We start from the raw sequence: 13,285 nt of genomic DNA on the forward strand, positions 1-13,285 counted from the left end.
GCCCCAAGGTGTGACCCGGCGTTCCGAACACGGCCAACGGGGACGGTCTCGCCATCACCGCAAGTTCTTGCATAACTTGCAGGAACCCTTGCTGTCATCGACGACTGCCTGACCGTCCCCGGAGGAGGCACCGTGCGAATCCCCCGTCCCCGCGCCGCGATACCCGCGGCCCTGGCCGCGACCCTGGTCGCGGCCAGCCTCACCGTCGCCGCCAGCACCGCCCCCGCCAACGCGGCGGAGGTACGCGCCAACGGCGACGCGATCGTCCACCTGTTCCAGTGGCGGTGGGACTCCATCGCCACCGAGTGCGAGACCACGCTCGGCCCGAACGGCTGGGGCGGGGTGCAGGTCTCCCCGCCACAGGAGCACGTGGTGCTGCCCAGCGCCGAGGGCGCCACGTACCCGTGGTGGCAGGACTACCAGCCGGTGTCGTACCGGTTGGACACGACCCGGCGCGGCACGAAGGCCGAGTTCGTGAACATGGTCGAGCGCTGCCGCGCACAGGGCGTGAAGATCTACGTGGACATGGTGCTGAACCACATGAGCGGCACCGGCTCGGCCGGCAGCGGCCCGGGCAGCGCCGGCACCGTGTACAGCAAGTACAGCTACCCGAACCTGTTCAACGACGGTACGGGCGACAGCTACGGCTACGCCGACTTCGCGCCCTGCTACCGGCGGATCAGCAACTGGGGCAACAAGCAGGAGGTCCAGGACTGCGAGCTGCTCGACCTGGCCGACCTGAACACCGCCGACCCCGAGGTGCGACGGAAGATCGCCAAGTACATGAACGCGGTGATCGACCTCGGTGTCGCCGGTTTCCGGGTGGACGCGGCCAAGCACGTACAGGAGGCGCACCTGGCCGACATCATCAGCCGGCTGCGCGACGTGCCCGGCTTCGGCGGCCGACCCGACCTGTTCCACGAGGTGTACGGCGACGGCACGATCCCCTACACCGCGTACGCCCCGTACGGCGGGGTGACCAACTTCGACTACCAGCGGGCCGTGTCGTCGGCGTTCCGCGACGGCAACATCGCCCAGCTCGGCAACCTGCCCAACTACGGCGGGCTCACCGGCGAACAGGCGGTCGTGTTCGTGGACAACCACGACACCCAGCGGGACAACCCGACGCTGACCTACAAGAGCGGTGCCCGCTACTACCTGGCGGACACGTTCATGATGGCCCACCCGTACGGCCGGCCCCAGCTCATGTCGAGCTACGCGTTCGGCTCGGTGCACGGGCAGGGCCCGCCCAGCACGTCCAACGGCGCCACCCTGGCCACCGACTGCGCCGGCAGCGCGTGGATCTGCGAGCACCGCAATCCGGGTGTGGCCGGCATGCCGGGCTTCCGCAACGCCGTCGCCGGCACCGGCACCGGATCGGTCACCACCGACGGCAACGGCCGGCTGGCGTTCGCCCGGGGCAACCGGGGGTACGCCGCCTTCAACGCCACCAGCAGCACGTGGAGCCGCAGCTTCGCCACCCCGCTGCCGGACGGCCGCTACTGCAACGTGGGCCGGGGCGCGTACGACCGGTCCTCCGGGGCCTGCCCGGGCGGCGCGGTGACCGTCGCCGGCGGCAGCTTCACCGCCGCCATTCCGGCTGACCAGGCGGTGGCGCTGCACGTCGAGGCGCGGCTGGACGGCGTGACCCCCAGCCCGACCCCGACCCCGTCCAACCCGGCCGGGGCCACCCGGTTCACCGCTACCGTCTCCACCAACCTCGGCCAGGAGGTGTACGTCGTCGGCTCGATCCCGCAGCTCGGCTCCTGGAACCCGGCGGGCGGCGTGAAGTTGTCCACCACGTCGGGCAGCTACCCGACGTGGACCGGGTCGGTGGACATCCCGGCCGGCACCGCCTTCGAGTGGAAGCTGGTCAAGGTCGGCAACGGCGCCGTGCAGTGGGAGAACGACCCGAACCGTACCGGCACCGGCGGCCCCGCCATCACCGCCACCTGGAACCAACCGGCCGGCAACCCGCCGGGCGACGCGACGGTCTCCTTCCGGGCCACCGCCACCACCGTGTACGGGCAGAACATCCACGTCGTCGGCGACATCCCCGCCCTCGGCGGCTGGGACCCGGCCCGGGGGCTGCGGCTGTCGCCGACCGGGTACCCGGTCTGGACCGGCCAGCTGAGCCTGCCGGCCGGCACCACCTTCTCCTACAAGTACGTCAAGCGCACCGACGACGGGACCGTGGTCTGGGAGTCGGGCGCGAACCGTACCGCCACCGCCACCGGATCGCTGACCCTGACCGAAACCTGGCGCTGACCGCGCCCGCGGCCCTCCCGACACCCGACCGGGAGGGCCGCGGCCGTCTGCCGGCAGGCCGCAACGACGGCTCGGCCCACCGGTACCGCCGCAGCCGGCCGGTGGTCAGGCGTACGGCGGTCGGGCGTACGCGGCCCGCAGCGCGGCCAGCCCGGTCGCCTTCGGGGTAAGGGTGCCCCAGCCCGAGTTGAAGTAGTTCGTCCGCTCGATGATCGGGCCGCGCTCGGCGTTGAGGCGGGCGATCGCGGGCGGCACGGTGTCGATCCAGCCCGCCTGATCGGGGATCTCGGCAACCCGCACACCCCACTCCGCGATGATCACCGGGCGGGACAGCGCCACCGGGCCGAGGTCGGCCACCACCCAGTCCTTGGTCCGCCGGAACCGGTCCAGCGCGGTGTGGCTGGCGTTGGTCGCGTAGACGTTCCACTGGAGGAAGTCCAGCCGTGCCATCAGCGCCTCCGGGTGGGTGCGCTGGTAGCAGGCCCGGTCGAAGCCACCGAGTCCGACCGAGAAGGTGGTGCCCTGGGGCAGCGCCTTGACCCGGAACCAGTTCACGATGTACATCATCGCCTGCACCGCCCGGGCGTCCGACTCGGCCCAGGTGTACTGCTTGCCGGCCTCGGTGGTGCCGAACTCGTGGTCGGTGTCCAGTTCGGAGGCGAGCTGGATGTTCACCCCGAAGCCCATCGTCCGGTACTGCGACAGCGCCCGGGCGAACAGCCCGTCGCACTGCCCGGCGAGCACCTGGCTGTAGCCGTACGCCTTCGGCCAGACCGTGCCCGGGCGCTGCTGGATGGTCATCGCCGGGGCCGGCACGATGTATCTCACGCCGTCCACGGTGAAGGTCTGCGGCCCGGTGTCGGGCGCGCCGTAGTGCTTGAGTTCGAGCACCATGTTGACCTGCACTCCGGCCCGGCCGAGGGTGACCAGCCACGGCCGGTTGTAGCCGGGGAAGACGTAGCCGTCGGCGAAGCTGCGGTACTGGGTCAGCGAGCGGAAATTGCCGCCGGTCATGTCGGCCGTCGGGTCGGCACCGCCGGAAAGGTAGTAGCCGCCGAGCACCGGCGGCGTGATCGTGTAGTTGGCCGTGGCGGTGGCGGCCTGTCCGCCGGTGTCGCGCACGGTCACGGTGACCCTGGGCATCACGCCACCGCCCGGTACACGGCCACCGTGCCGTTGTCCGACACCCGGGTCCAGGTGCGGCCCGAGTCGTCGGTGACGGTGACGGTGAGCGGGTCGATGACGGCGCTGACCTTGACCGGCGCGCTGCTGTTGCCCTGGGTGTCGGTGACCACGACGGTGACGGTGAGCGCCTTCGTGTCGGGGTCGCTGTAGTTGACGGTGAGCAGCATCTGGGCACCGGGTGCGTAGCTGGTCGCGTTGAGGGAGGCGGTCGCGGTGGGAGCAGCCATGGCAGCGCTCCTTCCTGGCTCGGCCGCCGCGACCAGCGGGTCTGCGCCGCCGGTGCGGCGGGGTCTGCGACGACGGCCGGAGCCGGGCGCGTCAACGCGCTCCCGGCGAGGATCCGGCGTGGTTGTGGCGGCGACGTCGCTGTCGGGCGCGGGGACACCGGCCCTGACGACCGGGCGGTGTCGGCCGAGACGCGGCCATGACGGCGTACGCGCGCCATCCGCAGCCTCTCTACCTGCTACAACAGTGCGTCGGGGCAGGGCTTGCCGTCCTGTCACCTTTCGGACAAAATGGGCTTGCTGGAGGGGTGCCACATGAAGTACCTGATGTTGATCTACGGAAACGAGGACGTCTGGGGCGCCCTCCCGGACGGTGACCTGGCCACGCTGATCGGCCAGGTCGACGCCTTCAACGAGGCGCTGCGGGCCTCGGGCGAGCTGGTGGACGTACAGGGGCTGGTGTCCCAGGCCCGGTCGGTACGGATGAGCGGCGACACCCCGGTCGTCACCGACGGCCCGTACCTGGAGGCGAAGGAGTACGTCGGCTCGTACTTCGTGGTCGACGTCGACAGCGAGCAGCGGGCGTTGGAGATCGCCCGGTCGTACCCGGGCCTGCGGCTCGGCGCCGGCATCGGCGGCGGCATCGAGATCTGGCCGCTGATGGCCCGGGACGGGGACGAGCGCTGAGCCTCGACGCGGTCACGGTGGACCTGCTGCGCCGGCTCGCCCCGCAGGTGCTCGGTGCGCTGGTACGGCGCTACGGCGACTTCGCCCGGGCCGAGGACGCGGTGCAGGAGGCCCTGGTCGCCGCTGTCGAGGCGTGGCCACGCGAGGGCGTACCGGAGCATCCGGCGGGGTGGCTGCACACCGTGGCCACCCGCCGCTACGTCGACCAGGTGCGCGCCGAGGCCGCCCGGGCCCGCCGGGAGCGTACGGTCCTCGACGCCACCCCGCGCGACGCGCTGGTCGCCCCGCCACCCGACGCCGAACCACCCCGCGACGACCTGCTGGAACTGTTCCTGCTCTGCTGTCACCCGGCGCTGCCCGCACCCGCGCAGCTGGCCCTCACCCTGCGTGCGGTGGGCGGGCTGACCACCGCCGAGATCGCGGCGGCCTTCCTGGTGCCGGAGAAGACCATGGGGCAGCGGATCTCCCGGGCCAAGCAGCGGCTCCGGGAGGCGGGCGCCCGCTTCGCACTGCCACCGGCGGCCGAACAGGGGCCACGGCTGGCCGTGGTCCGGCAGGTGCTCTACCTGATGTTCAATGAGGGCTACAGCGCCAGCAGTGGCCCCGAGCTGCTCCGGGCCGACCTGACCCGGCAGGCGCTGCGACTCACCCGACGGCTGCGCGAGCGGCTGCCCGACGACGGCGAGACGGCCGGCCTGCTCGCCCTGATGCTGCTGACCGAGGCGCGGGCGGCGGCACGGGTCGGGCCGGACGGCGAGCTGGTGCCGCTGGCCGAACAGGACCGCGGGCGGTGGGACCGGGCGGCGATCACCGAGGGATGCGCGCTGGTCGCGCACAGCCTGTCCACCTCGCCGCCGGGGCCGTACCAGGTCCAGGCCGCGATCGCCGCGGTGCACTCCGAAGCGCCGACCACCGAGGCCACCGACTGGCCGCAGGTGCTCGCCCTCTACGAACTGCTGGACCGCCTGGCACCCAACCCGGTGGCCACGCTCAGCCGGGCGGTGGCGGTGGGCATGGTGCACGGGCCGGCCGCCGGACTGGCCCTGCTGGCCGAGGTGGATTCGGGAATCCTCGCCGGGCACCACCGGCTGCACGCCGTCCGCGCCCACCTGCTGGAACTGGCCGACGACCGGGCCGCCGCCGCGGCGGCCTGGCGGCAGGCGGCCAGCCTCGCCGGCAGCGGCCCCGAACGGCGACACCTGCTCCGCCGGGCCATCAACTGCCAGTGACCCAGGTCACAGCCAGGTTCGGTAGAAGGAGCCGGCTCGGCTCCGATCCACCGGTGAGCGGCACCCACGGGGGCGCCGCCCAATCCGGGAGGAACGGACATGACAAAGGTGACCGCGCAGCTGTCGGTGTCGATGGACGGCTGCTACGCCGGCCCACGGCACGACGGTGACGGTGACTGGCTGAAGTCGGCGGAGAGCCATGGCTTCTTCCGGGTGACCAGGTGGGCCACCGAGGCGATGGCCTGGCGCGAACGGCAGGGTTTCGCCGGGGGCAGGCAGGACGCCAACTCCGAGATCATCGCCGAGTCGTTCGCCTCGGCCGGGGCGTACGTGATGGGCCGCCGGATGGCCGACGGCGGCGAGGTGCCCTGGGGCGACGAACCGCCGTTCCGCGCCCCGGTCTTCGTGGTGACCCACCGTCCCCGGCAGAAGCTGCTGCGCCAGGGCGGTACGAGCTTCACCTACGTGACCGACGGGGTGGAGAGCGCGGTGGCGCAGGCCCGGGCCGCGGCCGGCGGCAAGAACGTGGCCGTGGCCGGGGGCGGCAGCCTGGTCCGGCAGGTGCTGCGGGCCGGCCTGCTGAACGAGTTGGAGCTGCACGTGGTGCCGGCCCTGCTGGGCACCGGCATGCGCCTGTTCGACGCCGACCTCGGCCTCGGCGAGTTCGAGGCGATCGAGCTGACCCCCACCCGCGTGGTGTCCGCCCCCGACGTCACCCACATCCGGTACACGGTGAACGGCCGTGCCCCACTCCTCCTGGACGACCGCGGCCGCGGCACCAGCTGAGATGTAAGGAAGGGCCCCTTGTTAACGCCTGGCGTGGTAAAGGGGCCCCTTCTTAACATGCGGTGGGCGGCGGCTCCGGCGCGGATGTTCCGGCCGACGGTAGGGACAACGCGGACGGGCGACCGGTCCTAGAGTGACGACGGCAACTTGTCGATCTAGGAGGCGCGGTGTCCGAGCCGCCACCCGCCGCGAGTTCCCCGAGCACCGGGGAATCCGGCGAGACCCCTGTCGCACCCGGCACCGGCACGACGGATCCGGCCGCGACGGCACCCCAACTGCTGGTCATGCCGCCCACCGAAGGGCTGCCGTCCATTGTCTGGCCCGGTCCGGCCGACCAGCCCGCATGGGCGATCCCGGTGAACGTGCCACCGGGCACCCGGGGTTACGCGATCTTCCTCCCGCTGGTGGCGGCCGGCGGGGAGCCCGCCGTCACCGCCCGCCCGGACGCCCCGACGGCGACCGGCCCGACGGCGACCGGCCCGACGGTGACCGGCCTGACCGCGAGCGGCCTGACGGTGACCGGCCTGACCGCGAGCGGCCTGACGGCGACCGGCCCGACCGCGAGCGGCCTGACGGCGACCGGCCCGACCGCGAGCCGCCTGACGGCGACCGGCCCGACCGCGAGCCGCCTGACGGCGACCGGCCCGACCGCGAGCGCCGCTGCGGCGGACCGCCTGGCCACGATCACCGTGTCCGTCCCGCCGCCGGCAACCACCCCCTCGGCCGGAGCGACGCCGCCGGCGCAACGGGCTCCCGAGGCCACGCCACCGGCCGGCGAACCAGCAGGCGCGGCGTCCGGGGCGGATTCGCCGTCGCCGTCGCCGGCGGAGGCCGCCACAACAGCGGGCACCGCCCCGGCAGGCGACGAGCCGCCGGGCACCGGACCGGTGCCTGCCGGGTTAGCAGCTGGTGCAGTGGTCGCGCAGCCCGCCGGTGCCGGGCCTGCGGGCGCCGGACCGGCGGGCACGGGCCCGGGCGGCGCCGGGGCGGTCGGTACGGCGGTCGTGGGTGCCCCGGCCTGGCCGGTATCGCCGCACGGCACGCGCGCGGCGACGGCGCCCGGCACACCGGTCTACCCGCCGCCCGGCGCGGCGTACGCGTTCCGGCCGGTGCCGCGACAACCGTCGTTCTTCGACCGGGCGTGGCCCGGACCCGGGCCGGCCCGCAACCGGGCCACCCCGCTGGCCGTGCTGGCCGGGGCGCTGGGCGTGGCGGCCTTCGTACCGCTGGGCCGCACCGGCCTCGGCTGGTTCCTCGGCTGGCTGGTCCTGACCGCCGGCGTCATCGTCGCGGTACGACGCCACACCGCCGAGCTGCCCCGCGCCGAGCGCTGGGCCCGGGCCGGCTGGGCCGGCGCCGCCCTGGCGCTGCTCGCCGTACTCGGCTTCCGCAACGCCTGGTGGCTGGTGACGTTCTGCGTGCTGGGGGCGCTGGGCTGCGCGGCGCTGGCGATCGTCGGCGGACGACGAGTCCGCTCGATCCTGTTCAGCCTGGTGGCCGCGCCGCTCGCGACGGTACGCGGCCTGCCGTGGGTGCGTACCCACATCCGGGCGCCCCGCGACCCCGGGATGGTCCGCCGCGTCGTCGGCTCGGTCGCCGCCACCGTGGTCGTGCTGGTGGTCTTCGGGCCGCTGCTCTCGTCGGCCGACGCCGCCTTCTCCCAGGTGCTCGGCGCCCTCATCCCGGAGATCAGCGTCACCGGCGTGTTCCGGTGGCTGTTCCTCGCGGCCGTGGGCGGCCTGATCGCCGTGGCCGCGATCTACACGATCGCCGCGCCGCCGGACCTGACCGCGGTCGACCGGCCGACCACCCGCAGCCTCGGACTGGTCGAGTGGGCGCCGCCGATCGCCACCCTGGTGGCCCTGTTCGGCGGCTTCGTCGCCATTCAGTTCACCGTGCTCTTCGGCGGGCAGCGGCACGTGCTGGCGACCACCGGCCTCAGCTACGCCGAGTACGCCCGCAGCGGCTTCTGGCAACTGGTCGTGGTGACCGTGCTGGCGCTGGCGGTGCTCGGTGGCGTGACCCGGTGGGCCCGTCGGGACCGCCCCCTCGACCGCCTGCTGCTGCGGATCCTGCTCGGCCTGCTCAGCGCGCTGACCGTGGTCATCGTGGTGTCGGCGTTGGCGCGGATGTACACGTACCAGAAGGTCTACAGCTTCACCGGCGAGCGGATCTTCGTGATGGCCTTCGAGCTGCTGCTCGGCACCGTCTTCCTGATGATCCTGGTGGCCGGCGTACGCTGGCGTGGCAACTGGATCCCGCGGCTGACCGCGGCGCTCGCGGTGGTGATGCTGCTGAGCCTGGCGGCGCTCAACCCGGAGGACTACGCGGCCCGCCGCAACGTCACCCGGTACGCCGAGACCGGCCGGATCGACGCCTGGTACCTGCGGGCGCTCTCCGCCGACGCCACGCCCGCCCTGGCCAGCCTGCCGGACCCGGTACGCCGGTGCACGCTCAGCTGGATCGCCGACGACCTGGCCGAGCCGGACCCCTGGTACGCCTGGAACCTGGGGCGGGAGCGGGCCCGCACGGTGCTCGACCGGCTGGGCCCCGCCGCGATCGGCAACCAGCGTGACTGCCGCCGCGCCGACCAGTTCGACCTGCCGAAGACCCGATCACGCTGACGGGCGACCACCCCGGCCCGGCACTCCGCCGGGGCGGGGTGGTCGGTCGTCCCTGATCGGGGACCGAGTTCCCATTGCGGCTCGATAAAAAGCCCCGTCGGCTATTGACCTTTCTCTCGCTGTCTCCGCCGAACGTCTCACGTTTCGCAGCTGCCCGATTACTTGCTGCCCCTTGCGGGCATTGGGCACCATGTTGGTTGCCGGGTGCCGCTGTCCGATATGGAGCTTCCGTGGCCGTACGCGTTTTCATTGAGGGTTCCGACAGCGTTTCCGCAGCCGACGATCTCGTCAGCTCCGACGGCATTGTCGGGCAGGTGGAAGTCCGCCACCGCGACTCCGGGGTGAAGGATCCCAACCTCATCGTGGGGGCGCTGGTCACCATCTCGCAGGTCATCGCGGGCGCCCTGGCCACCGCGGACATCATCCTGCGCTGGCGCGACCTGTACCGCGAGCGCAACGGCCGGGACCTGGCCGGCAGTGTCTACCAGGGAAACGCCGGCTATCCGCTGGCGACGGTCACGATCCACCAACTCGTCGTCATCTTTCAGGGAAACCCGGGTGAAGCGGTGGAACAGCCACCGGCTACCGATCGCCCGACCACCGACGAATAATGGACGCGGTGCACCTTCGGCTGGACCGCCGCAACGGCACCGGCGGCCTGCGGGCGCGGTGGGCAGATGGGCACCGGGACGTCTCGTCGGACCAGCTCGGGGAGATCATCAGCGCGGTCGTCGGGTACGACAGGGACGACCTCCACTCGGCTGACGAACGGCAGGCGCACCTGGTGGCCCTGGGCCGGAGGCTCTTCACGCTCATCGGCCTGGATCAGATCACCGCGGCTGTCGACGGACCGGCGTCCGGCGGGGAACCGATCGTGCTGGCGATCGAGGCGGCGAGCGGCATTCCCGACCTGCCCTGGGAGTTGCTGCACGACGGCGTCGACTTCCTCGCTGTCCGGCAGCGACCGATGGTGCCCATCCGGGTGCTCCCCGGCGACCGGGACAGCACGCCACCCCGGCATCGCGAGCTGCGGGTGCTGTTCATGGCCTGCTCCCCCGACGAGACCTCGTACGAACTCGATCCCGACGCCGAGGCCGGCCTGATCGAGACCACGTCGACGCTGCACCGGCTGCCGCTGACCTTCGACATCGAGCCGACCGGCTGCCTGGACGACCTGCGCGAGCGGCACCAGGCCCAATCGTCCGGTTACTACGACGTGATACACCTGACCGGGCACGCACAGTGGGACAGCACCGGGCGGCCGGTCTTCGTCACCGAGACCCCCTTCGGCAGCGCCTTCCTGGCCGACGCCGAGGCCCTGACGGGCGCGCTGCGGGAGGCGAACTCCCGGGTGCTGTTCCTGTCCGGTTGCCACACCGCCCGCCGCAGCGTCGCCGGCCAGGAGGCGTCGCTCGCCGAACAACTGGTCGCCCAGGTGGCACCCGCGGTGATCGGCTGGGGCCACACGGTCGAGGACAGCGGCGCCACCCAGGCAACCGCCGAGATCTATCTGTCACTGATGGCGGGCCACACCCTGACGTACGCCATGTCGCGCGCCTACCGCCTGCTTCATGACAGCCGCCACCGGCACTGGCATCGGTTGCGCCTTTTCGCGCGCGGCGGGCCGCCGACGGCGCTGGTGGAGCCGGCCGACGCGAGCCGGGACGTGATCGAGGTGGGTACCGCGGCCGCACCCACCACCCGATGGGGGCTGACCAGGGTCGACCCGCGAGGTTTCGTGGATCGGCACGCGGAGCTCAAGGCGCTCTGGCACAGCCTCAACGCGCGCCACCACCGGCCGAGCCGGGGCGCACTCCTGCACGGACTCGGCGGGATCGGCAAGACCACGCTGGCGTCCCGATGCCTTGCGCTGCTTCCGGCGAGCACCACGTTCGTCTGCGTGAACACCGAGCTCGACCGGTCCACGCTGATGACGGCGATGCGGCACGACCCGCATCTGGCCAACCGGCTGGGCACCATCCGCGCCGACCACGACCTGACCGAACTGCTCACCGCCGTTCTGGCGCAGACGGACCAGCCGGTGGTGTTCGTCTTCGACCAGTTCGAACGCAACGAGGCGGACAAGACCGGTCACACACCGCCCACCGAGGCGGCCGCCGCGACGCTGGGCGCGGTGTTGGAGGCGGTGTCCAGAGTAGACAAGCCGCACCGGGTGCTGGTGACCAGCAGACATCCTCCGCTGGTGCCCGGCATCGACGCGCTGACCGACATCCCGCTCACCTCGCTGAGCCAGGTGCATCTGCGCCGGAAGATCTCAAGGCTCGACAACGGCGCCTATCCGCTCGACGACGCCACCGTACAGATCATTCTGGAGATCGCGGGCGAGAACACCCGGATGGTCGACGAGTTGTGCAGCATCGCCATCGCGGATCCCACCCTGCGCGGCGACCAGCTCCGACTGCGCCTGCACGGCCGGCGGGAGACCTACTACCAGGACGACCTGGTCGTGGGCCAGCTGATCGGCCGACAGCAGCCGCAGGACGCGCTGCTGATGCAACGCATCTCGCCGCTGCGCCTGCCGGTGGGGGTCGGCGTGGTGGCCCGGCTGCTGCGCGACGAACAACCGGGCAGGCCGGTGCCGCCCGAGGCACTGGCCGACGCCGCGGACCGGGCGGCCCGGCTGGCTCGCCTGCACCTGCTGGACCAGGCGACCACCGGCGACCAGCCGGTCTACTGGCTGCCGCCCGTGCTCGAGCCCCGGGTGCGCGGCGGCGACCCGGTGTCGGCCAGTTCCCGCGCCGCTCGGGCCCTGGCCGCCGAGCTCGGTGACTTCGACAACGTGCTCGACCCGGCCAGACTCGACTTGCTGGCGCTGACCGAGCTGATGCGTCTCGCCATACACGGTCAGGAGGAAACGCTGGTCGTCCGCTCCGCGCTGACGCTGGCGGGGGCCGCCGCCTGGAACTCGCACTTCTCCGCAGCCGCGGACACCTGCCGCGAGGCGATCACGGCGACCGCGAACGCCCTGCTCCACGCGGAGCTGGGCAACGCCCTGCAGGAAAAGGGCGAGGCTCGGGACGCCCAGCACCACTTCCACCAGTCCCGCAGCGGGCTAAGTGCGCTTGCCACCAAGGAGCGGGCACGGACGTTGGCGCGGCTCGGTTTCTGGCGGCGCCTCTACGATCCGCAGGGGGCCGACCAGGACGAGGACGAGGCCCTGGCACTGGCGCGTACCTGCGGAGATGCCTGGACCGAAGCAAACTGCCTGCGAACCATCGCGTGCAGTCGGGCCGTCACCGACCCGGCCGGGGCGTTGGCCAACTTCGCCGCCGCCGAACGGATCGCCGCCCGGCTGGTCGGCGGCGAACAGCTCGTGGCGCTGATCGCCATGGACCGGGCCACCTTTCTCTACCCGGCGCTGGACCGGGCCGTCGAGGCCCGTGACGACCTGTTGAAGCTGCACGACTTCTACGCCGGACGCGGTCTGATCATGCATCAGGCCGCCGTACTGCAACGGCTCTCGGCCACCTACCTACAGCTCAACGAGCTTGCCGCCGCGGCCCAGGCGGCGCAGCGGGCCATCTCCATGACCCAACGCGTCGGATGGGTCCGCGGCGAGTACGACGCGGTGATCCAGCGGGCGATGGTCGAGGCGCGGCTGGCCAGCGAGCGCGCCGGCCACCAGCAGGGACGGGTGAACCTGGCCGAGAGCCTGCTCAAACAGGCCGAGGAATTCGCCGACAAGGTCGGCTGGCCGCAGTTGCAGCGCAACGCGCTGCTGCGGTGGCTGGACTTCTACCGGGTCCAGGGGCGAATCGAGGAGCAGCGGCAGCTACGCGAACGGCTCGACGCCCTGCAGGGTGACCTCGCCGAGACGGTGCTGGAGCGGATCGACCGGCTCACCGTCGACGCGGAGATGTCGGTCGACGCAGGGGACGTCTCGGCGGCCAAGACCCAGTCCGAGACGGTACTGGGCCTGATCGGCGGCAACCCGGCCCCGCTGTACGAGGCACGCGCGCGCTGGGTGCTGGCTCGGATGGCGGACGACCGGGAGGCGCCGCCGGACGAGTGCGAGCAGAACCTGCTTCGGCTCGAGCAGCTCTACACCAGCCTGAACGGGACGCGGCTGCCGCAGGTTCGGGTCTGGCTGGGCCGCAGCCAGCTGCGAGCCGAGCGGCCGGACGACGCGCGCGACCACCTGCTCGCCGCGATCGGGCAGATCCAGCAGGAAGGCGGCGACGAGAGCCTGCTCGCGCGGGCCCACGAGATCCTCAGCACCGTACCCGGGGCACCGGCCACGGAGCGGCTGGCCAACCTGTTG

At 72.4% G+C, this 13,285-nt stretch carries 9 protein-coding genes; 7 read left to right on the plus strand and 2 right to left on the minus strand.

The genetic code is table 11. The annotated features are described in order from the left end of the window. Positions 1 to 132 precede the first annotated feature (132 nt). Positions 133 to 2,268, plus strand: coding sequence for a carbohydrate-binding module family 20 domain-containing protein (locus AB0M52_RS08560; protein WP_363950704.1), 2,136 nt, complete (start codon positions 133 to 135; stop codon positions 2,266 to 2,268). A gap of 105 nt (positions 2,269 to 2,373) precedes the next feature. Here the strand turns inward: AB0M52_RS08560 and AB0M52_RS08565 are convergent, their stop codons facing one another. After that, positions 2,374 to 3,411, minus strand: coding sequence for a hypothetical protein (locus AB0M52_RS08565; RefSeq protein ID WP_363950707.1), 1,038 nt, complete (start codon positions 3,409 to 3,411; stop codon positions 2,374 to 2,376). Further along, positions 3,411 to 3,680, minus strand: a complete 270-nt coding sequence (locus AB0M52_RS08570; protein ID WP_363950710.1) for a hypothetical protein — start codon at positions 3,678 to 3,680, stop codon at positions 3,411 to 3,413. Before AB0M52_RS08570 ends, AB0M52_RS08565 begins: the two co-directional genes overlap by 1 nt. A gap of 312 nt (positions 3,681 to 3,992) precedes the next feature. Between AB0M52_RS08570 and AB0M52_RS08575 the strand changes: the two genes are divergently transcribed. From AB0M52_RS08575 to AB0M52_RS08600, 6 genes are all read left to right on the plus strand, one after another. Further along, positions 3,993 to 4,364, plus strand: a complete 372-nt coding sequence (locus AB0M52_RS08575; protein WP_363950713.1) for a YciI family protein — start codon at positions 3,993 to 3,995, stop codon at positions 4,362 to 4,364. A 17-nt stretch (positions 4,365 to 4,381) separates the two neighbouring features. Beyond that, positions 4,382 to 5,593: a sigma-70 family RNA polymerase sigma factor gene (locus AB0M52_RS08580; protein ID WP_363950716.1), complete on the plus strand. Its 1,212-nt coding sequence runs from the start codon at positions 4,382 to 4,384 to the stop codon at positions 5,591 to 5,593. A 99-nt stretch (positions 5,594 to 5,692) separates the two neighbouring features. After that, positions 5,693 to 6,379, plus strand: coding sequence for a dihydrofolate reductase family protein (locus AB0M52_RS08585; RefSeq protein WP_363950718.1), 687 nt, complete (start codon positions 5,693 to 5,695; stop codon positions 6,377 to 6,379). A 167-nt stretch (positions 6,380 to 6,546) separates the two neighbouring features. Next, entirely contained in the window at positions 6,547 to 9,003 is a 2,457-nt protein-coding gene (locus tag AB0M52_RS08590) for a DUF4153 domain-containing protein (RefSeq protein ID WP_363950720.1), read from the plus strand. A gap of 230 nt (positions 9,004 to 9,233) precedes the next feature. Beyond that, entirely contained in the window at positions 9,234 to 9,614 is a 381-nt protein-coding gene (locus AB0M52_RS08595) for a hypothetical protein (RefSeq protein WP_363950723.1), read from the plus strand. 8 nt (positions 9,615 to 9,622) lie between these two features. Continuing rightward, positions 9,623 to 13,285 (plus strand): hypothetical protein (locus AB0M52_RS08600; protein WP_363950725.1); only part of this gene is annotated, 3,663 nt, incomplete at its 3' end.

This window comes from Micromonospora sp. NPDC051296, from assembly GCF_040682255.1.
GTDB classification, from domain to species: Bacteria; Actinomycetota; Actinomycetes; order Mycobacteriales; family Micromonosporaceae; genus Micromonospora; species Micromonospora craterilacus.